Origin of the sequence: Algimonas ampicilliniresistens (assembly GCF_030159955.1) — a bacterium.
Classification (GTDB): Bacteria; Pseudomonadota; Alphaproteobacteria; order Caulobacterales; family Maricaulaceae; genus Litorimonas; species Litorimonas ampicilliniresistens.
This window is the reverse complement of the sequence record NZ_BSNK01000001.1, coordinates 69,557-88,039: the sequence shown is the minus strand read 5'-3', so window position 1 is coordinate 88,039 and position 18,483 is coordinate 69,557. Positions and strand designations below refer to the sequence as shown.

23 protein-coding genes are annotated in these 18,483 nt (G+C 58.1%); 13 read left to right on the top strand and 10 right to left on the bottom strand.

What is annotated here, in order from left to right:
- The first annotated feature begins 3 nt into the window (after nucleotides 1-3).
- Both QQL54_RS00515 and QQL54_RS00510 read left to right on the top strand, forming a co-directional pair.
- Nucleotides 4-546 (top strand): disulfide bond formation protein B, encoded by a 543-nt coding sequence (locus tag QQL54_RS00515; protein ID WP_284386522.1) that lies wholly within the window; start codon nucleotides 4-6, stop codon nucleotides 544-546.
- Complete coding sequence (locus tag QQL54_RS00510) at nucleotides 543-1,091, top strand: demethoxyubiquinone hydroxylase family protein (RefSeq protein WP_284386521.1); 549 nt, start codon at nucleotides 543-545, stop codon at nucleotides 1,089-1,091. Before QQL54_RS00515 ends, QQL54_RS00510 begins: the two co-directional genes overlap by 4 nt.
- A gap of 68 nt (nucleotides 1,092-1,159) precedes the next feature.
- Here the strand turns inward: QQL54_RS00510 and QQL54_RS00505 are convergent, their stop codons facing one another.
- The 3 genes from QQL54_RS00505 to gshB all read right to left on the bottom strand — a co-directional run bounded on the left by QQL54_RS00505 (nucleotide 1,160) and on the right by gshB (nucleotide 3,824).
- On the bottom strand, nucleotides 1,160-1,333 hold the full coding sequence (locus QQL54_RS00505; RefSeq protein ID WP_284386520.1) for an entericidin A/B family lipoprotein: 174 nt from the start codon (nucleotides 1,331-1,333) through the stop codon (nucleotides 1,160-1,162).
- Between the two features lie 73 nt (nucleotides 1,334-1,406).
- A complete protein-coding gene (locus tag QQL54_RS00500) occupies nucleotides 1,407-2,783 on the bottom strand; it encodes a glycosyltransferase (RefSeq protein WP_284386519.1) in 1,377 nt (458 codons plus the stop codon).
- 81 nt (nucleotides 2,784-2,864) lie between these two features.
- Nucleotides 2,865-3,824, bottom strand: a complete 960-nt coding sequence (gene gshB, locus QQL54_RS00495) for a glutathione synthase (protein ID WP_284386518.1) — start codon at nucleotides 3,822-3,824, stop codon at nucleotides 2,865-2,867.
- Between the two features lie 125 nt (nucleotides 3,825-3,949).
- On the opposite strand from gshB, the gene QQL54_RS00490 reads away from it, so the two are divergent.
- The 4 genes from QQL54_RS00490 to QQL54_RS00475 are packed head-to-tail and all read left to right on the top strand — an operon-like array spanning nucleotide 3,950 to nucleotide 5,966.
- Complete coding sequence (locus tag QQL54_RS00490; RefSeq protein WP_284386516.1) at nucleotides 3,950-4,276, top strand: YbjQ family protein; 327 nt, start codon at nucleotides 3,950-3,952, stop codon at nucleotides 4,274-4,276.
- A gap of 24 nt (nucleotides 4,277-4,300) precedes the next feature.
- On the top strand, nucleotides 4,301-4,753 hold the full coding sequence (locus tag QQL54_RS00485) for a YbjQ family protein (protein ID WP_284386514.1): 453 nt from the start codon (nucleotides 4,301-4,303) through the stop codon (nucleotides 4,751-4,753).
- A 25-nt stretch (nucleotides 4,754-4,778) separates the two neighbouring features.
- Nucleotides 4,779-5,618 (top strand): alpha/beta hydrolase, encoded by an 840-nt coding sequence (locus tag QQL54_RS00480; RefSeq protein ID WP_284386513.1) that lies wholly within the window; start codon nucleotides 4,779-4,781, stop codon nucleotides 5,616-5,618.
- Nucleotides 5,619-5,627: 9 nt separating this feature from the next.
- Nucleotides 5,628-5,966: an arsenate reductase family protein gene (locus tag QQL54_RS00475; RefSeq protein WP_284386512.1), complete on the top strand. Its 339-nt coding sequence runs from the start codon at nucleotides 5,628-5,630 to the stop codon at nucleotides 5,964-5,966.
- A gap of 11 nt (nucleotides 5,967-5,977) precedes the next feature.
- Here QQL54_RS00475 and QQL54_RS00470 read toward each other — a convergent pair whose 3' ends face one another.
- Genes QQL54_RS00470 through rsmI form a run of 3 tightly spaced genes read right to left on the bottom strand, consistent with a single transcriptional unit; the run spans nucleotide 5,978 to nucleotide 8,141 of the window.
- Complete coding sequence (locus QQL54_RS00470; protein WP_284386511.1) at nucleotides 5,978-6,883, bottom strand: BON domain-containing protein; 906 nt, start codon at nucleotides 6,881-6,883, stop codon at nucleotides 5,978-5,980.
- 40 nt (nucleotides 6,884-6,923) lie between these two features.
- Nucleotides 6,924-7,295, bottom strand: coding sequence for a YraN family protein (locus tag QQL54_RS00465; protein WP_284386510.1), 372 nt, complete (start codon nucleotides 7,293-7,295; stop codon nucleotides 6,924-6,926).
- 3 nt (nucleotides 7,296-7,298) lie between these two features.
- Nucleotides 7,299-8,141 carry a 16S rRNA (cytidine(1402)-2'-O)-methyltransferase gene (gene rsmI, locus QQL54_RS00460; RefSeq protein WP_284386509.1) on the bottom strand — a complete coding sequence of 281 codons (843 nt, stop codon included), beginning with the start codon at nucleotides 8,139-8,141 and terminating at the stop codon, nucleotides 7,299-7,301.
- A gap of 84 nt (nucleotides 8,142-8,225) precedes the next feature.
- Between rsmI and QQL54_RS00455 the strand changes: the two genes are divergently transcribed.
- From QQL54_RS00455 to QQL54_RS00430, 6 genes are all read left to right on the top strand, one after another.
- Nucleotides 8,226-9,593: a penicillin-binding protein activator gene (locus tag QQL54_RS00455; protein ID WP_284386507.1), complete on the top strand. Its 1,368-nt coding sequence runs from the start codon at nucleotides 8,226-8,228 to the stop codon at nucleotides 9,591-9,593.
- Nucleotides 9,594-9,720: 127 nt separating this feature from the next.
- Entirely contained in the window at nucleotides 9,721-10,455 is a 735-nt protein-coding gene (locus QQL54_RS00450) for a MinD/ParA family ATP-binding protein (protein WP_284386505.1), read from the top strand.
- Nucleotides 10,456-10,544: 89 nt separating this feature from the next.
- Entirely contained in the window at nucleotides 10,545-11,186 is a 642-nt protein-coding gene (locus tag QQL54_RS00445) for a hypothetical protein (protein WP_284386504.1), read from the top strand.
- 15 nt (nucleotides 11,187-11,201) lie between these two features.
- Nucleotides 11,202-11,744: a sigma-70 family RNA polymerase sigma factor gene (locus QQL54_RS00440; protein ID WP_284386503.1), complete on the top strand. Its 543-nt coding sequence runs from the start codon at nucleotides 11,202-11,204 to the stop codon at nucleotides 11,742-11,744.
- Complete coding sequence (locus QQL54_RS00435) at nucleotides 11,737-12,018, top strand: hypothetical protein (protein WP_284386502.1); 282 nt, start codon at nucleotides 11,737-11,739, stop codon at nucleotides 12,016-12,018. The genes QQL54_RS00440 and QQL54_RS00435 overlap by 8 nt, the downstream gene beginning before the upstream one ends.
- Before the next feature lie 107 nt (nucleotides 12,019-12,125).
- Nucleotides 12,126-13,763, top strand: a complete 1,638-nt coding sequence (locus QQL54_RS00430; RefSeq protein ID WP_284386501.1) for a SulP family inorganic anion transporter — start codon at nucleotides 12,126-12,128, stop codon at nucleotides 13,761-13,763.
- 26 nt (nucleotides 13,764-13,789) lie between these two features.
- Here QQL54_RS00430 and QQL54_RS00425 read toward each other — a convergent pair whose 3' ends face one another.
- A complete protein-coding gene (locus tag QQL54_RS00425) occupies nucleotides 13,790-14,962 on the bottom strand; it encodes an aminotransferase class V-fold PLP-dependent enzyme (RefSeq protein ID WP_284386499.1) in 1,173 nt (390 codons plus the stop codon).
- Between the two features lie 140 nt (nucleotides 14,963-15,102).
- Here QQL54_RS00425 and QQL54_RS00420 point away from each other — a divergent pair, with 140 nt between their 5' ends.
- Nucleotides 15,103-15,462, top strand: a complete 360-nt coding sequence (locus QQL54_RS00420; RefSeq protein ID WP_284386498.1) for a hypothetical protein — start codon at nucleotides 15,103-15,105, stop codon at nucleotides 15,460-15,462.
- A 55-nt stretch (nucleotides 15,463-15,517) separates the two neighbouring features.
- Here the strand turns inward: QQL54_RS00420 and QQL54_RS00415 are convergent, their stop codons facing one another.
- The 3 genes from QQL54_RS00415 to mnmA form a co-directional block, all read right to left on the bottom strand.
- Entirely contained in the window at nucleotides 15,518-16,705 is a 1,188-nt protein-coding gene (locus tag QQL54_RS00415; protein WP_284386497.1) for a thiolase family protein, read from the bottom strand.
- A 214-nt stretch (nucleotides 16,706-16,919) separates the two neighbouring features.
- Nucleotides 16,920-17,093 carry a hypothetical protein gene (locus tag QQL54_RS00410; protein WP_284386496.1) on the bottom strand — a complete coding sequence of 58 codons (174 nt, stop codon included), beginning with the start codon at nucleotides 17,091-17,093 and terminating at the stop codon, nucleotides 16,920-16,922.
- A gap of 113 nt (nucleotides 17,094-17,206) precedes the next feature.
- Nucleotides 17,207-18,361 (bottom strand): tRNA 2-thiouridine(34) synthase MnmA, encoded by a 1,155-nt coding sequence (mnmA, locus tag QQL54_RS00405; protein WP_348520683.1) that lies wholly within the window; start codon nucleotides 18,359-18,361, stop codon nucleotides 17,207-17,209.
- Nucleotides 18,362-18,483: the final 122 nt, after the last annotated feature.

Genomic DNA, 18,483 nt, shown 5'->3' with positions numbered 1-18,483 from the left:
GCCATGAAACCTTTGCTTCAACATACTGACGCCCGCGCCGCCTTGTTTGCGGGGGTGCTCTCATTGGCGCTTTTATGCGGGGCGTGGATCTTCCAGTATGGGCTTGGCTATGCGCCTTGCATCATGTGCTACTGGCAGCGTTACGCCCATATGGCGGTGGTTGCCGTCGCTATCGCCGTCATCTTAGCGCGCGCCGCCTTTGGCTCTGGCAAAGGCCTACCGACATGGCTCGGCCCCGTTTTACTGATCGTCTTACTCTTAGGCTCCGCAGCTTTGGGCGCGTTTCATGTTGGCGTCGAATTTGGCTGGTGGGAGGGCCCGAAAGCCTGTGCCGCGGGTGGTATCGGCGATCTCGGGCCTATTGACCCGAATGATCCCCTCGCCTTCCTCGACCAGCCCATCGGTCCAGTCGCCTGTTCTGACGTCGCTTGGTCTTTCCTCGGCATCTCAATGGCCGGTTGGAACGCGCTACTGTCTCTCCTAGGGGCCATCGGTACGTGGCGGCTTAACTTTCGTCCCGCAGGCTTTCGTTCGGGGTCCGCATGAAACCGCGTCTGAAAAAAGCAACGACACCGCGCCGCGTGGCTGAAATGCTGCGCGTCGATCACGCAGGCGAATATGGGGCCGTCGCCATTTATCGCGGTCAGCAGGCCGTATTTAGCCGCAGCCCGGCCACCGCGGCCATCGCCGCGCAATTGGCCGAGATGGAAGCCGAAGAGCAGAAACATCTGGATGCGTTCGACACATTACTAGTGGAACGCGAAGTCCGGCCCACGGCCATGACACCCATCTGGAATGTGGCGGGCTATGGGCTGGGCGTCGTGACAGCTTTGATGGGCGAAAAGGCTGCCCATGTCTGCACCGAGGCCGTCGAGACGGTGATTGAGCAACATTATGACGAGCAAGCGAAGGAAATTGCTGACGTTGAGCCGGAGCTGGCGGACACGTTTCGAGAATTTCGCGAAGATGAGCTGCATCACCGCGATATTGCCGTCGAAGGCGGGGCGCATGACGCCCCGGGCTATCCAGTTCTATCGCGACTGATCCGGGCGGGCTGCTTGGCCGCAATCCGGATTACCGAACGCGTCTAAGTCTATTGTCCAAAGAAAAAGCCGCCCTCCGGCAGGAGAGCGGCCATAATCATGAAAGCAGATCCAGATTAGTTGGACGCGTCTTTCGCGGCTTCTTCGAGGGCTTCACCTGCGCTTTGCGTATCTTCGCCGACACCTTCAATGGTGTTACAGGCTGCCAGGGACAGGGTTGCGGCCAGAATCAGGCTAGCGACGCCGAGGCCTTTTTTATCGATCATTTTTGTGTTGTCTTCGCGGTTCATTGCAGTCTCCTGTAGGCGTTATTGCCTCCAAACAACGCGGACCTGTTCCGAGTGGTTCCAGACGACGGTCATTTTATCCGGCAGGCTGACCTTTCAGCGGCGACGGTATGATGCCTCCAGTCAATCTGTGTGAGCCTGTACGATTCGATCCTGTGCGCGTCATGTTTGGGCCATCCAGAGCCGCATCAACAGTCGCGACCAAACCCGCCAAACCGGGGGCCGCTAACGCTTCAAACTGGGCGCGCCGCACGGCCCGTTTTACCGCTGGGTCATCCAGTACATCCCCCAACGCCAGGGCTATTCGTTGCGACAAGCTCGGTCCGATAGCGCCGACCGTACGTCCCAAACCGGCGCGTTCCACGCGCGCGGCAATCGCTCCTTGTTCGAACGCAAGAGGCACAGTGATCATCGGCACGCCCGCGGCGACTGCGTCTATGGTTGAATTATACCCGCCATGAATAATCGCGGCCGACGCGTCTGACAAAATGGCGCGCTGATCCAGAAAGTCGCGAATAATAGTTCCGCGCGGCATATCGGCCTTCGCGCCCGACAGCCGACCGCCATGCACGACTACGGGCTGTAAGCCCCGCTGGGTCGCCGCCCGCGCCATAGCGCCGAGTACGCGGCCACGACCTCCCATTAAAGTGCCCAGAGAGATAAAGGCCAGCGGACGCCCATCCCGCTCAGGGGCGATGTCATCGAGGCCAGGGAAATCTGTGGACTCTTCGCGGAAAGGCCCGAGGTAGATCGGCGGATGTTTACGCGGGAAGTCGAGACTCGCGAGCCCTTGAGACAGGTCAGTCGTTCGCGACAGCCCGTCATCGACCGACCACGGTCGCTGCCAGTCGAGAAGACCCTCAGGCTTGGAGAGGCCAAAACGACGCGCACCCGCTTCCAAGGCCCGGCCCTGCTTGGTCAGCATCCAATTCACCACATTATAATAACCCCCGTTTAGCCACGCACCGAACGGTCCGGGACGATAACGCCAACCCAAAAAGGGTGGCGGCACGGCGGCTTCGCGGTTCATCGGTAAGGCGCAGGCCAGACTAATGTGGCGAACACCAAGCGTGCACGACAGGCCGCGCGCCACAATCCCGGCGCCCGGCTCTAGCTGGTCATGCAGGATCGCCGACGCGCCGATCGCCTTAACAGCGGCGGGCAAATGATCGAGATAGAATTGGGTCAGCGCAGCGACCGCATCGAGCATCTGCGTCATGTCTTTCAGAGACTGCATCCGCGTCAGACATGCGCACATATCGTCAAGATGACCCGGCGGCATATCGGACAGACCGACAGTGCGCGTTTCAACATCTTTGGGGACACGTGCGGTCAAGTCTGTGGGACCAATGACGATGGGGCGATGACCCACCTGTTGCAAAGCCCGCGCAGCCGCTATCATCGGACGCATATGTCCGGATAGCGGTAAGGTGACGAGCGCGAGAATGGCCATAGTTTACATACGCAGCATACGCTGCGACAGTCTGGCACAGTCCGCAAAAACGGACTAAGTTGTTGAAATTAAATGGAAACTTTAGGCATCGAGCCGCCGCTCAATTGCATCCCAGCATAAAGCAGTCGCGTCTACGCCGGTAAAGCGTTTCAACTCATGCACCCCTGTCGGGCTGGTCAAATTGATCTCAGTGAGCTTACCGCCAATGACGTCAATTCCCACCAAGATTTGTCCGCGCTCTCGCAACATCGGACCTAATTCGGTCGCAATCGCGATGTCCATTTCAGTCAGATCAACCGGCTGGGCAGAACCGCCCACATGCATATTGGATCGGGTCTCTCCCTTTTGCGGCACGCGGTTAAACCCGCCCGCCAGCGCGCCATCAATAATCAAGATACGCTTATCGCCTTCAGAGACAGCCGGAAGAAATGCCTGAACCATGACGGGTTCGCGGCTGATTTCGAAAAACGTCTCCAGCAGCGATGAATAATTGGAATCGTCGGGTTTGAGCTTGAAGATCCCAGCGCCCCCATTGCCGTAAAGCGGCTTGATAATGACTGTGCCGTGGCGCGCCCGAAAGTCGTCAATCATAGTTTTGTCGCGCGCAATCATGGTCGGCGGCATGAGGTGCGCATAATCCAGCGGGACAATCTTTTCCGGGCAGGACCGAACCCATTGCGGATCATTAGCGACCAAAGTCGTTCCAGACAGACGCTCCAACAAATGCGCAGCCGTAATATAGGCCATGTCAAAAGGCGGATCCTGCCGCATCCAGACAACGTCGACATCGTCAGCCAGATCAATCACCCGTCGATCATCAAATTCGACATGATGGCCGACCTTGGCTTGAACCCGCATTGGACGGGCATGGGCTAAGACCCTGCCCTGATCATAGACAAGGTGCTGCGGCCCATATTCAAACAGGCTCATCCCGCGCGATTGCGCTTCCAGCGCCAGAGCGAAGGTGGTGTCTCCAGCAATATCGACATGTTCCATCGGATCCATCTGGAACGCGACACGAAGTTTCTGGGTAGCTGCCATGGCGCGAGCTTTGCCGCAGAGGGATAGGCCGCGCAAGCAGTCCGATCCCGAAAACTGCGTGCTATATCGATCCGGTCAATCTGTCTGGCGTTGCCGGAGGCGCGTTTTCATGTAACGATATTGCCATGACTGACGATATCATCCTGACCAATATGGAATCCGTCCCGGGGCGCACGATCGTGCGACATATCGGACTGGCTCAAGGGAATGTCGTTCGCGCGAAACATGTCGGTCGCGACATTGCCGCAGGATTGAAAAATATCGTCGGCGGTGAACTACGCGGTTATACCGAATTACTGGAAGAAGCCCGCCGCGACGCAATCCGGCGCATGACCGAAGATGCTCGCGCCCAAGGCGCCAATGCGATCGTCAATATCCGCCTATCGACCAGCTCCGTAACCTCTGGCGCGTCCGAGCTCTACGCCTATGGAACGGCGGTTGTTGTCGAGTAAGCTCGCTAGGTTGGAGCCTCTTCAGTGAACGACATTACGCTATCCATGCTCATAAGCATCGGGCCATTTGTGGCTTTGCTGCTGATTGGGTTTATTTTCGGTACGGTCGCGCAACGTAATCATTTGGCTGACCTAGAGCAGCGTGAAGCTGAGTTAGGTGACGTCATACTCACAACACTTCCCCATGCTGATGGAGAGCGCGGCGAGCTCGTGACGGGATCAACTGTTGTCGCTTATGATTTTTTCCGCCGTATCGCTGTCACCCTACGCAAACTGATTGGCGGACGGTTCCATATGCATGAAAACATGATGATGCGGGCCCGCCGCGAAGCTGTTCTGCGCATGGCAGAAGACGCACAGGGGCGCGGGGCTGTCGCCGTCCACAATATCCGCTTGATCAGCTCCAATCTCGGCGATAGCGGCACAGCAATGGGCGGCTGTGAAGTGCTCGCTTATGGCACAGCGGTCTGGACCTAAACCCAACCTGATCTAGGACAAATTTATGGATGATGGTCACACATTCCAACTGACATCTGGCGACGGGACGAAGCTTTTCGCCCGTCATTGGGCAGCCAAACATCCCCACGCCACGCTGGCGCTCGTGCATGGGTTTGGCGAACATTCTGGGCGTTATGTGGATATGGCAAGCCATCTGGCGGGGCATGGGGTTCAAACCGTGGCCATCGATCTGCGCGGCCATGGCCGTAGTGCAGGTAAGCGCGGCATCATCCGCAGCTTTGATGATTTTCGCGCCGATCTTCACGCCTTGCTGACGCGCGCCCGGGAGTTGCACGGAGAGAGTAAGGGCCCGCTTGTGCTCTATGGTCATTCTATGGGCGGCGGCATCGTTCTGGATCACGGGCTGAAAGCTGACCCCGGCGTGGCGGGTATCATTGCCTCCGCCCCGCTTGTCGCACCCGCTGATCCTGTGCCAGCGCCCTTACGGGCCGTCGTCAAACTCGTTGCCAAACTAATGCCAAACGCATCCATGAAAAATGCGATTTCTGGCGATCAGATTTCAACGCTGCCTCAAGAACAAGCTGAATATGAGCGCGACGCGCTGAACCACAGTCGGCTTGGCCTAAAGACAGCGGTTGAGATTATCGAAAACGGTGAAGCGCTGACAGAACGCGCGAGCGACTGGGCTCTACCCCTGCTGATGGTCCACGCAACCGATGACCAGCTCACCGATTTCGCGGCTAGCCAGACGTTTGGTGCGGCCGCCCGCGCTGACTTCCGCCCGTTTCCAGATGTTGAACATGAGCTCCATAATGATACGAGCCGCGCGGTCATTTATCAGGCCATAATCGATTTCATCGATCTTCTATCCGGTCGCGTTTAGGACATGGGCATGAAAGTCTATTCCCTCAAAAGCTGCGACACGTGTCGCAAAGCCATCAAAGAGATACAGGCGGCTGGCTTGAGCCCAAACATTATCGACGTGCGGGCAGACCGGATGAGCCCTGATGAGATTGCCAGCATCGTTGACGCAGTCGGATTTGAAAAAGCCCTGAACCGGCGCTCGACCACGTGGCGCGGACTAGACGATGTATCGAAAGCTGACCTTGATGATGCGAAAGCCGTGACACTGATCGGCGCGCATCCAACATTGCTAAAACGCCCAGCGATAACGGATGGCAATCAAACGACGGTCGGTTGGGATGCGGCTGCGAAGGCGACTTGGCTCTAACTGAGCCTAACTCAATCTTCTGGGACCTCGCGGACCCAGTTCTTCACCTGAATCTGCTGGCCCGTTTCTGGGTCGATGTAATAGGGCGCTGCATTCGGATCGGCGGGAACGACGGTCTGTCCTAAATCATATGGATTAGCCGATTGTGGATCACGATAGGGGATCGGCTCATCCATCGGTGCCTGACGCATTGGGGCAGGCGTGTCCGCGAGATCTTGACCCGGCATAGGCTCGTCAGTCAGAAAATCCGGTAAGGGGCGCTGCACAGGAACCATAGATTGCGGAACAGCGGCCTCAGCCCCCATGTCTGGAGCATTGGGCAGATCGGCAATCCGGACATATGAGATCACTTCACGCGTGCCCCGGGTCAGAGACGCAATCCGCGCCGCACGTTCTAGCTCTTCCGCCGAGCGCGCCACGCCCATCAGGTAGACAACCCCGTCATGGGTTTCGATATTATAGTTGCGGCCTTTGACATATTTGTCCGCCGTCAGCCGCGCCCGAACTGATTTTTCCAGAAAACCGTCCTTCGTGTTGCGTACGAAGCCCTGCTTATCCTTGATCATGATTTCATTGCCGACCTGCTGCACGCGCGGAGCCGACCAAGCGATGCGAGCTGCTTCGATCCGGTCTTCCTTGCGCGGGACATTACCCGACAACAGAACGACCCCTTCCGCAACTTCAACATCGACGCCGCCTAGCTCATAGTCGTGGGCGCGTTTCATGCGTGATCCGATCGCACGACCCGCATTCACATCATTCAGCGAGCGCACGAAGCTACGTTCATCGCCCTTCTCAATGCCTGCCGTGGCGACAGCACAGCCTGAGATCATGATGGCGGAGATTAAGAGCGGCGCTAAACGTTTCGTTTGGCGGAGCCCGAAAGGCGACAAAGAACGGATCGACAGTCTAAACATAAGGAAAGTCTAAGGAAACAGAGTCACCAACGGGTTAACATTACCAGCCGCGAAACACGTCCGTCTGGTGACGAATTCGCCATATGCCGGTCACAATCACCACATCATAACGTAGCGCAAACGCCTCTTCGACATAGCGGGGGTTGCGCGACAGAAAGACCTCGCCCGCGCGGATGATGCGTTCTTCTGAGCGGGCGGTGACGGGATCGACGGCATGCTCAGCCCTCGCGCGCTGCTTGACCTCTATGAAGATCAAGGTCTTCCTTCTTCGCGCGATAAGATCGATCTCACCGGAACGGGTCTTGAACCGGTGCGCCAGAATTCGGTGCCCGGTGAGGCGCAGATATAACGCCACCAACCTCTCGGCACGGCGGCCCGCCCGCTCCGCTCTCTGCTTCTGCAGCTTCACCACACCCTACGATTTCAGCGACAGGCCAAGCGCATAAAGCTCTCGCTTGGACCAGCCAGACACTTCTGCGATCTCAGCGCAAGCAGCCTTGAGTTTCATCGTCTCCAATCGGTCCCGGAGCGCATCGCGCACAACTTCGCCGTCCCAACGCGAGGTTTCCGGACCGTGGACCAACAGGACGATTTCACCCTTGGGCGGATCGGAAGCGATACCATCTGCCAGATCGCTCAATGTGCCGTAGCGCGCTTCTTCAAAGCGCTTCGTCAGTTCGCGCGTCAGCACGGCCTGACGATTGCCGAGCTGGAGAGCCAGATCGCGTAGACACGCTTCAACTCGCGGCCCGGTTTCAAACAGAACCAAGGTTCCGGGGATGTTGCGCAGGGCCTCGATCTCTTTTTGTCGCGCCACCGTCCGCGGCGGTAGAAAGCCTGCGAAAAAGAACCGGTCTGTTGGCAAACCGGATTTGACGAGGCCCGCTAGAACGGCGCTGGCCCCCGGCAAGGGAAACACATCGATCCCGGCTTCGACGGCGGCCCGGACCAAGCGGAACCCCGGATCACTGACCAGAGGTGTGCCTGCATCCGACATCAGCGCGATCCGCTCGCCCTTCTTTAAGGCCTTAATCAGCCCCGGCGTGCGCTTCGCCGCATTATGGTCATGATAGGCGCTCACAGACGCGTCGATGTCATAGGCAGAGAGAAGTTTGCCGCTGACCCGCGTATCTTCGGCCAGCACCAGATCGGCGCTACGCAGCACATCAAGCGCGCGCAGCGTAATATCCCGCAGATTACCGATCGGCGTGGCGACGACATATAGACCGGGAGCAAGCTGAGCAGGCTCAGTTCGCAATGGTTGCGCGGGCTCACGCTCGCTTATAGGAGACGTAACGATGGTCGGACCTTTCCGGATGTCTGAACGATCTAGGAAGAAGTTGTGAGCCAGACTATGCGCGAGCGCGTCCGTAAAACCAAGATAGAGCTGAAGACAGCGCTCATGGCGCTTGTAGCGCTCACATTATGTGCCTGCACAACGGTACCGATGGACCCACAGCCGCGTCCCGGCCCCGTCGGCCAAGTCCCAGATCGCCCCGCGCCACCACAAACCACGCCGGACCAGACGCCCGATCCGCAAGATAGACGCGATGATCCGGTCGAAGTGGACACGACCATTGATGTGCCCGACGCCGCCGCCCCCTATTTCAATAATCGTGACGGTCTCACTCTGCCGCACATGGCCGGACGTGACACCAAACGTGTCGCGCTTCTTTTGCCCTTTTCCGCTCGCAGCCCGCGTCTGCGCGAAGAGGCCGCCTCTATGTTTAGAGCAGCTGAGCTCGCCTTATTTCAGCGGCCAGACCCCGACGTCGTCCTGACCGTGCTTGACACCAAAGGCACTGAAGACGGCACTCGATCGGCCACAACGGCCGCCCTGCAGCAAGGCGCAGATGTTATTCTAGGCCCGGTTATCGCACGCAATGTGCTGGCGGCGTCGCAGATTGCTACACCGTCTGGAACTCCCGTTCTGGCCTTCTCTAATGATCAATCCGTGGCGGAACGCGGACGCTATTTGCTCTCTTTCCCGCCAGAGTCCGAAGTCGAGCGCATTGTCGGTTACGCCGCCTCTGAAGGGGTTCTCCGCTTTGCTTATCTCGGCCCCGACGATGCTTATGGTCGCCGCGTATTGCGCGCATATGAACAGGCTGTTGCGCGTGTCGGCGGCGAATTGACGGCCGTGGAAACCTATGACGGCAACGATATTTCCGTCATGCAGGCTCCAGCAAAGAGAATCGCGGATTTCCATCGCCAGGGACGCTCCAGCGCGACGCGCGACGCTTTTGAGGCGATCCTGCTGCCTGAAGGCGGAACGGCGCTACGCTCTCTCGCCCCGCTCATGCCTTTCAATGGCGTCGATCCCGCTCGCGTGATGTTTATGGGGACATCCCGCTGGGACAATCGCGACACGGCGCGTGAACCGGCACTGGGTGGCGGTGTCTTCGCCGCCGCCGATAAGGAAGCTCGCGCGGCTTTCCTTACGGATTATGAGCGCGCTTATGGAGATACGCCGTCCTCACTGGCCAGCCTTGCCTATGACGCTGTTCAACTCGGCGCGATTGTGGCTGACGGTGATCCGCGCACCCGCATCCGGCGCATCGAAAGCCCGCTCGGTTTTTACGGCACGGATGGCTATGTCCGGTTCGGTCCTGATGGACGCCCGGATCGAGGCATCGCTGTCTTCCGCGTCATGGACGGACAATTCCGCGTCATTGATCCAGCGCCACGTGGACCAGCCCCAGAGAGCTGATCAGACAGCTGACTTCTGAAACTTTCGCTTAACGTCATTTAACCACGCTCCTTAGCGGGACCTTAGTGCGTCGCCGCTACACCCCTCTCTAACGAGCGTCGCAAAGACGCCGGTGAAAGGTGGTAAAATGAGTGCTCGGCCCGATGTGGCTCCGGGAGCCAAAATCCCGGCTGTGCAGACTTATCAGCCCGCAGGTCGCCTTGTCGGCGTTCTCTGCGCGGCACTTGAGCCATCCTGCCATGCGCAATTGATCGGCGCGACTCTGCGTTTGGCTCGGGAAGCGGCGAAGCGCGGCGAAACCGTCCTTCTATTAGACGGCACTGACGGCGCTTTGATGGAAGCCGCCGGCGTCCTTTATTCACGCACGCTTGATGATTTCATTGAGGGTCGATGCGAATTGCGCGACGCCCTATTCGTTACATCGAATGAACATTTCTCAGCGGGCGTCATCCGGCCTGAAGGTCTGGCTGACGCGCTCGGCACCATGGCGGCCCTTTCCCTCTCTTATGACTGGGTCTTTGCCGTTGGCCCGGCCGGTCTATCGCCCGCCCAAGCCAGCTTGGCAGCCGGGGCGGATATCTGCCTGCTCGGCTATGACACACGTGTCGACGGCTTCATGCGGGCCTATTGGACCATTGATGCTGTGCGTCGTCGTAACCGCCTCTGGGACCCAGTCACATTGTCCTTGGGACCAACCTGTGACGCCGTCGAAACGGCTTTGATGCTCCGCGATATTGTACGTGATCATCTGGGTGCACCCGCCCCTTATGGCGGCCATGCGCTTGACGCTAAATTGCCCGTAGTCGTGCTCGACAAGATGCGGAATGTGACCGACAGAGCCAAGGTCGCCCGGACAGGCTAACAGAGCTGCACTGCACAAATTTCTGCCAAGGCGCAGGAAATCGCCAGACCGCCCGTTAGAGTGTATGAGACACAATAATGGAGGCTCTCATGTATAAACCCCTACTCCTTCTGGCTGCGACCGCCCTGATCGCTGCCACGCCAGCCGCCGATCTAGACGGTAATGGCGAAGTGACCCGGGCCGAATTCAAAGCCGCTGGCGATGCTCGCTTCGCGGCAGCAGACGCTAACTTTGATGGTCAACTGACACCCGACGAAATGCGGACCCTGCGCGAGAATGACCGCACAGAGCAGGCCCGAAAACGCTTTCTCAGCATGGATACCAATGGCGACGGCGCCGTTACCGAAGCTGAAATGCAAGCGGCCCGTGAACAGATGAAAGAGCGCCGCAGCGACCGTAAGGACAAACGCCATGAAATGGCGCTCGAACGGTTCGACAGCGATGAAGATGGATCTTTGTCCGAGGCAGAACGGGCCGAAGCCCGCGAGGCCATGAAGGCGGTGCGCGACCAACGCAAAGCTAAAGCCAAAGGCCAACCCAAAAAGCGTCGTGCCGAACGTCCACGCCTTGATGCCGATGGCGACGGATTGGTCTCACGCGCTGAATATGACGCAATGGGCGAAGCTCTCTTTTCCCGAATGGACGCCAATAATGATGGTGTGCTGACAAAAGGCGAAGGCCGCAAAGCGCGCAAGCGGAACGGTCCACCGCCACCGCCTCCCGGTCAATAAGATCGATCGGACAGCGTGAGCGACCCCGACAATGATCTCATTTCCGGCCTACGGGCCGGGAATGAATCGGCGCTGCGTGCGCTGATTGATCGCCGATCGGCGAGCCTGCACCGCGTGGCTTACCGCCTGTTGGGTGACACTTATGACGCCGAAGATGTGTGCCAGGAGACGTTTTTAAAATTCTGGCGCGCCGCGCCGGATTGGCGGGACGGCGACGCGCGGATCTTGACCTGGTTATGCCGAGTCGCGACGAATGATTGTTATGATCGGCTGCGTAAAAAACGGCCAGATTTGCCGGGTGAGATGGCGGATTATCCCGATGGTCGAACAGGAGCCGAGGCAGCCTTGGTCAACCGCGAACGATGGGACGGTTTACAAACGGCCATGATGTCTCTGCCAGATCGACAGCGCGCCGCCCTAACCCTTCGTTACGACGAAGATATGTCGCAGCGCGACGCCGCAGAGATTATGGGTATTGGCCAGAAAGCCTATGAAGCCCTCCTCGTTCGAGGACGAAAAGGGTTGAAAGCCTTGATGCAGGAGACTGAACATGTCTGAGGATTTCGGAAAGCTCTTCAAAGACAGTGCCGCACCAGCACCGCGCGCTGATCTGACCGACCGGATTATGGCCGCCGCCAAGGCGCAAACGCCTTTGCCAGCCGCCAATGATCGCAAGCCTTGGGTCTGGACAGCTCTGGCCGGGATCGCCGCCACGCTGGTCGCTGGGTTCTTTGTCTTCAGCACTCAACCGGACGATACGGAACTTTGGGCTTCGGAAGCCGACGCCGCCGGGTTCGGCGATCTTTACAGCTGGGTGAACGACGAAACCTAGTCTTAGAACAGCCTATGACCGCTCCATAACGGCTGGGAAGCCTTGCCAAGCCTTCCGCCCTCGCTTACGCGCCGCGGCTTCTGCTTAGCCTTTCTGTTGGCGCTCCCATGATTTCCTCGACCCTGTCGGCTTTTGCCGATCGCATTTCCATTCCAGCGCGACGCCGATCCGGCCCGATGACGTTCAACGCCAATCGGATCAAGATTGAATTGCTAGCTGGCCTGACCGTTGCACTCGCGCTTGTGCCCGAAGCGGTGGCGTTTGCTTTTGTCGCGGGCGTCGAGCCGTTAGTGGGTCTCTATGCCGCCTTCATCGTTGGCCTGATCACAGCCGTCATCGGCGGACGGCCCGGCATGATTAGCGGCGCGACCGGCGCACTAGCCGTGGTCATGGTCGCACTCGTGGCCGTACACGGCGTCGAATATCTATTCGCAACCGTTGTCTTGATGGGTATTTTACAAATTCTCGCAGGCGTCTTCCGGCTGGGGAAGTTCATCCGTCTCGTCCCTCATCCGGTCATGCTCGGCTTCGTCAATGGCCTCGCCATCGTGATTGGGCTGGCTCAGCTGACACAGTTTCAAACAAGCCCAGCCCCGCCGACCGATCATCCTGGTCCTTTTAACATGCTCAACGGCACATGGATGGAAGGCCCACAGCTTCTGGTCATGCTCGGACTGGTGGCTTTAACCATGCTCCTGATCTGGGTCACGCCTAAGATCACCAAAGCCATCCCCGCCCCTTTGGCCGGGATCGGCATTGTCGCTGCGATTGTCATCGGCTTTGGAATCGACGTTCCGTCCGTGGGCGACATGTCCTCCATCGCGGGCGGCCTGCCGCAATTCCATATTCCGATGGTTCCGCTCAATTTGGAAACATTCGAGATCATCGTCCCCTACGCCGTTATTTTGGCCGCTATTGGTCTGATTGAAAGCCTACTGACGCTCAATCTCGTCGGCGAGATTAAAGAAGAACGCGGCGGTGCAAGCCAAGAATGTGTCGCGCAAGGCGTCGCCAATACGGTCACCGGCTTCTTTGGCGGCATGGGCGGTTGCGCCATGATCGGGCAGAGCATGATCAATGTGAAGTCCGGGGGCCGGACGCGCCTGTCCGGTATTTCTGCGGCGTTGTTTCTGCTCGCCTTCATCCTGTTCGCCAGCCCGGTCATTGAGGTTATTCCCTTGGCCGCATTGGTCGGCGTGATGTTCATGGTCGTGATTGGCACATTTGCTTGGCAATCGTTCAAAATCATGACCCGCATCCCTAAGCTGGATGCGGCTGTCATCGTCCTCGTTACCGTCGTCACTGTCTGGCACGATCTGGCTGTTGCCGTCGTGGTCGGCGTAATCGTGAGCGCCCTCGCCTATGCATGGAACGCGTCGCGGCGCATTGATGCCCACACGAAAACAGAAGGCGATACCAAGATCTATATGCTGGAAGGTCCGCTCTTCTTCGGCTCAGCGGACGGCTTTTCGGAATTGTTCACCGTCGCCGACGATCCTGACACGGTGATCGTTGACTTCGCCAACTCACGCGTTGTCGACCAAAGCGCCCTGCAAGCCATTGAGGCCATCGCCGCCAAATATGAAGCCGCTGGCAAACAGCTGCAACTGCGTCACCTGACGCATGATTGCCACCAACTTCTCAACAAAGCTGGGCAGTTGATTGTCGATAGTGATGACGATCCCGATTACGAACTGGCTGTCGATTACAATGTCCGTCTCGGCCGCCTTGGCTCGGGACATTAGAGGGTCGGGTCATTAGATCGCAGTGGTCACGAAAGCCCAGCGACGGCGCTCACCAATCGGGTGATCTCGTCTTCGCTATTATAGGCATGGAGGCTGGCGCGAATAAGGTCAGGCAGATCGCGCTCTTCCGCGTCTAGCAAGGCCCAATTGCGCGGCACGATAGAGACGTTGATCTGCTGGTCGCGCAAGATCCGTTTTGCGTCCGCCGGATTCACACCTTGTTTTGAAAAGGTCACGATGGCGGAGCGTTGCTGACCCGGATCATGCACCGTCACATCCGGCACGGCGGCGAGTGCTTCGCGTAATTCCGCCGCCATTGGCTGAACGCGTCCGGCGATGACATCCAATCCGATGTCGAGCGCATAGCGTACGGCCTGACCCAGCGCGATCTGCCCGGCGACATTACGCTCCCACGCTTCGAACCGACGCGCGCCATCGGCGAGTATGTAACGATCTTGCGCCAACCATTCCGCACTTTGCAGATCGACCATGGTCGGTTCGATCCGGTCCGCCAGATCGCGGCGCATATAGAGAAAGCCAGTTCCGCGCGGTCCGCGCAAAAACTTCCGACCTGTGCCGGTCAGCGCGTCACACCCAATCGCCTGCACATCCAGCGGCATCTGTCCTGCCGATTGGCAGGCATCGAGCAGATAGAGCAGACCATAATCCTTGGCGAAGCGACCGACCGCTTCCGCGGGCTGGATCAGACCGCTTTGCGACGGACAATGGGTCAGCAGGATCAGCTTGGTCCGGCCCGTCAAAAGGCCGGGCAGCGACTCTAAATCGATCTGACCGTGCGCATCGCTCGGCACAAAATCGATACCTAATCCTTTACGCCGCGCCAGTTGCAACAGCGCCAGATAGTTGGACGAATAGGTGGAGCGGTGGACCAAGACCCGGTCGCCTGCCACCAATGGCAGCGAATAAAACACGGCGTCCCACGCCTTCGTCGCGCTTTCCATGAAGGCGATCTCAAACGGGTCGCAATTCAGCATATCCGCAAAGGCCGCGTAGAAATCAGCAATGGCAGGTGCGGCATCCGCCTGCGCCTCATAACCGCCAACCGCCTGCTCCAACGCCTGATGGTCCGTCATCGCGGCGTAGACAGGGTTCGGCATCAATGAGGCCCCCGCATTGTTGAAATGCGCCAGCGTTTCGCAGGTGGGTGTGTCGGCGCGGAGGGCGGTGAGATTGATCATGCTAATGACACCGATAGTATAGCCGCAAACAAAGTCGCCGCGACATGATTTCGACGATTGATGCTATGCTTGGGCAACTTCATCTTCGATAAGGCCACTCGGCGAAGAGTAACGAGGTCAGACCTAGCAAAAGATAGGGTATGCCTAATGTTTTGATCGACCCCAAAATCACAACGATTACAGTTGCAGGAGCAATCATAAATAATCGCATAGGAAGCTCAAGATCTTCATTCGGATTCAGTAAAGTCCAAAAACCGAAGCTCAGTCCGACAACTATAAAGCTCATTAAAGCGGTGTGGCATCCAGCGGCAAACATTCTAACCGGCCAGCGAGGAAACCGAGAAGGCCAAGCTAAAGCCGCAGCTGGCACGGCTGACAATCCGATCAAACCTGTCGCAAACCACCCTGATATGTTGCTCTCCGCAGTGATCGGGCCAAACCAAACAGCAAAAAATAGAAGACTGAACAGGTATCCGATGACACCCGAGAAAAGGACGTAAACCCAACGCGTTTTATATCTGGGAGGCAAGCTCACCTAACTAAGCTTGCGTCCCTCTAGTCCCGCCGCAGACACACCGCCGTCGCTTCACCGCCGCCAATGCAGAGGCTCGCCACACCAGTTTTGGCGTCGCGGCGTTCCATTTCGCCAATCAAAGTCGCCATGATGCGGGCGCCAGACGCGCCGATAGGATGCCCGAGCACGCAGCCACCGCCATTCACATTTACTTTCGCGTGGTCGATGCCCATTTCCTGCATGGCAATCATTGGTACGACGGCGAAGGCTTCGTTGATTTCCCACAGATCGACATCGTCGACGGACCAATCGGCCTTTTCCATCGCCTTGCGCATGGCGTGGACGGGCGCAGTCGTGAACTTGGAGGGTTCGTGCGCATGGGCGGCGTGGCTGACGAGTTCGGCCAGAACCTTATGGCCTTCAGCCTCGGCCTGGCTGCGGCGCATCAGCACCATCGCCGCCGCACCGTCATTAATAGAGCTGGCATTGGCGGCCGTCACCGTACCGTCTTTGGAAAAGGCTGGGCGTAGGTTCGGGATTTTTTCAGGCATCGCATTACCGGGGCCTTCGTCTGTGTCGACAATCACCTCACCCTTGCGGGTCTTGACCGTCACGGGCGTGAGTTCGCGCTCGAAGCTACCATCGGCCTGAGCCGCTTGGGCGCGGCGCACACTTTCAATGGCGTAAGCGTCCTGCTGTTCGCGGGTGAATTGATATTCGGTCGCGATTTCGTCGGCGAAAACGCCCATCGCGCCGCCGGCATAGGCGTCAGTCAGACCGTCATGCATCATACTATCAATCACCTGTTGATTACCCATCCGCATGCCGCCGCGCGCTTTGGGCAGCAGATAAGGCGCGTTAGACATGCTCTCCATGCCGCCCGCGACTGCGATATTGATTGAGCCCGCCTTGATCGCGTCATGCGCCATAATCGCAGCCTGCATGCCGGAGCCGCACATTTTGTTGACCGTGGTGGCTTCAGTACCGAGCGGTAGACCCGCGCCGAGGGCGGCCTGACGGGCGGGAGCTTGGCCTTGTCCGGCGGGAAGGACACAGCCCATGATCGCCTGCTCGACCTGATCGGAGTTGACACCGGCCTCGTTCATGGCCGCCTTAATCGCTGCCGAGCCCAGCTCTGGAGCGGTGACAGTGGACAGATTGCCCATGAATGCGCCCATAGGCGTACGGGCGATACCGACAATAACGACGGGGTCAGACGATTGGGTCATGGACTTGGCCTTAATGAGTGTAAATTGATGGGGTCTAATGTTTGGATGTGTTCGAACGTTTTGCTGTCAAAGCCTCGCGCCGCGTGATCTCGCGGCGGATACGTTCCAGTTTCTGCACAGACTCTTTAGAGGGTAGGAACGACAGACATATCATAAACATGCATCCGATGAGTATCGCCCCTGGAATAACGTAAATAATACTGGCCATAATTTCTTACGACCCGTTATCTGCCCGTTTGCGCGCCTCGGCCTTAATCTGATCGAGTTTGCGTTTGCGGGCGGCGCGCTCTTGCTCAAAGCGGCGTTTCTGTCGGCCATTATGCACAAACAGGGCGACAACAACGACGACCAGCAGGACGACAATAAGGATAGCGGTCTGATCAGTCATAAAACGGTCCACAAAAACAGTTGATCTTGCAAACATCATTTGGGGTCTCAGCGGGGCGCGTCAACCATTTGTCATAGAACATGACGACTCTAATATTCCCGAAGGCCGAAAATTTACGCGGTGCGCGTGATCCAGCCGCCACCCAGCGTGCGCTGGGCGTCTGCGCGGTCTTCATAGAAGACACAGGCTTGTCCCGGCGAGATGCCGATATCCGGTTCAGCTAGACGGACGAGGACTTCATCCCCATCGACATGCAGGGTCGCGCTCTCCGGCGGACGGGTTGAGCGGACTTTGACCTTGATCGCGAGACCGTCAGCATCAGCGATCGTGCCGGGGCCAATCCAATTGACCTCTGACAGATAGATCTCAGAGCGTTGCAACGCGCTTCGCGGACCTACGATGACCTGTTTGGCGTCCGCATCAATGCGAATGACGAAGAGCGGGTCTGTCCCGGTGTTTTCACCCAAGCCCAATCCGCGCCGCTGCCCGACCGTGTAATACATCACACCCCGATGTTGACCGAGCACGGTGCCGGCTTGGTCGACTATATTGCCGGGTTGCGCCGCATGCGGGCGGATTTTCTCAATCACATCCGTATAGCGCCCTTCCGGCACAAAGCAGATATCCTGGCTGTCCGGCTTGGATGCGACGTTGAGCCCCATCTCTTCGGCCAGACGCCGGGTTTCGGATTTATCCAAATGACCAAGCGGGAAGCGCAGAAAGTCGAGCTGCTCCGGCGTCGTTGCGAACAGGAAATAGCTCTGATCTTTACCGCCATCATAGGCGCGGTGCAGCTCTGGCCCGTCCGGACCGTCAACGCGCTGAATATAATGGCCCGTCGCCATACAGTCCGCGCCAAGATCCTTGGCGACCGCCAACAGATCGCGAAACTTGACCGTCTGGTTACAGCGCACACAGGGGATCGGCGTCGACCCTTTTAAGTAGGTGTCGGCGAAATCCTCAATGACGGATTCTCGAAAGTTGGTTTCATAGTCGAGCACATAATGCGGAAAGCCCGTCATCTCGGCGACACGGCGCGCATCATAAATGTCTTGTCCGGCACAGCAGGACTTTGACGATTTCACTGCGGCGCCATGATCATAGAGCTGTAGCGTGACGCCAATAACCTCATAGCCCTCACGCGCCAGCAGCGCCGCGCAGACAGAACTATCCACGCCGCCGCTCATCGCGACAACAACACGGGTTTGTGCTTCTGATTTCGCGAATCCGAGCGAATTGAGCGGTTTTTTTAGAACGGCATGGGCCATAGCGAGCGCGATATAGGGACGCGGTGCGCCAGAGTCGACGCCCTTGGTCAGGGCGCCCACCGCCAGATATTTCCAAGCAAATCAAACCGCTACCGAAACAATCCAAGTGCTGGATCGGTTTT

What these genes read in the sequence shown, in the direction of transcription:
- QQL54_RS00450 (WP_284386505.1), top strand. Translation starts at nt 9,721, where the DNA reads ATGAGTGCTCGGCCCGATGTGGCTCCGGGAGCCAAAATCCCGGCTGTG.
- QQL54_RS00510 (WP_284386521.1), top strand. Translation starts at nt 543, where the DNA reads ATGAAACCGCGTCTGAAAAAAGCAACGACACCGCGCCGCGTGGCTGAA.
- QQL54_RS00515 (WP_284386522.1), top strand. Translation starts at nt 4, where the DNA reads ATGAAACCTTTGCTTCAACATACTGACGCCCGCGCCGCCTTGTTTGCG.
- QQL54_RS00470 (WP_284386511.1), bottom strand. Translation starts at nt 6,883, where the DNA reads ATGTTTAGACTGTCGATCCGTTCTTTGTCGCCTTTCGGGCTCCGCCAA.
- QQL54_RS00500 (WP_284386519.1), bottom strand. Translation starts at nt 2,783, where the DNA reads ATGGCCATTCTCGCGCTCGTCACCTTACCGCTATCCGGACATATGCGT.
- QQL54_RS00475 (WP_284386512.1), top strand. Translation starts at nt 5,628, where the DNA reads ATGAAAGTCTATTCCCTCAAAAGCTGCGACACGTGTCGCAAAGCCATC.
- mnmA (WP_348520683.1), bottom strand. Translation starts at nt 18,361, where the DNA reads ATGGCCCATGCCGTTCTAAAAAAACCGCTCAATTCGCTCGGATTCGCG.
- QQL54_RS00410 (WP_284386496.1), bottom strand. Translation starts at nt 17,093, where the DNA reads ATGACTGATCAGACCGCTATCCTTATTGTCGTCCTGCTGGTCGTCGTT.
- QQL54_RS00490 (WP_284386516.1), top strand. Translation starts at nt 3,950, where the DNA reads ATGACTGACGATATCATCCTGACCAATATGGAATCCGTCCCGGGGCGC.
- QQL54_RS00445 (WP_284386504.1), top strand. Translation starts at nt 10,545, where the DNA reads ATGTATAAACCCCTACTCCTTCTGGCTGCGACCGCCCTGATCGCTGCC.
- QQL54_RS00425 (WP_284386499.1), bottom strand. Translation starts at nt 14,962, where the DNA reads ATGATCAATCTCACCGCCCTCCGCGCCGACACACCCACCTGCGAAACG.
- QQL54_RS00505 (WP_284386520.1), bottom strand. Translation starts at nt 1,333, where the DNA reads ATGAACCGCGAAGACAACACAAAAATGATCGATAAAAAAGGCCTCGGC.
- QQL54_RS00430 (WP_284386501.1), top strand. Translation starts at nt 12,126, where the DNA reads ATGATTTCCTCGACCCTGTCGGCTTTTGCCGATCGCATTTCCATTCCA.
- QQL54_RS00435 (WP_284386502.1), top strand. Translation starts at nt 11,737, where the DNA reads ATGTCTGAGGATTTCGGAAAGCTCTTCAAAGACAGTGCCGCACCAGCA.
- QQL54_RS00420 (WP_284386498.1), top strand. Translation starts at nt 15,103, where the DNA reads ATGCCTAATGTTTTGATCGACCCCAAAATCACAACGATTACAGTTGCA.
- gshB (WP_284386518.1), bottom strand. Translation starts at nt 3,824, where the DNA reads ATGGCAGCTACCCAGAAACTTCGTGTCGCGTTCCAGATGGATCCGATG.
- QQL54_RS00415 (WP_284386497.1), bottom strand. Translation starts at nt 16,705, where the DNA reads ATGACCCAATCGTCTGACCCCGTCGTTATTGTCGGTATCGCCCGTACG.
- QQL54_RS00480 (WP_284386513.1), top strand. Translation starts at nt 4,779, where the DNA reads ATGGATGATGGTCACACATTCCAACTGACATCTGGCGACGGGACGAAG.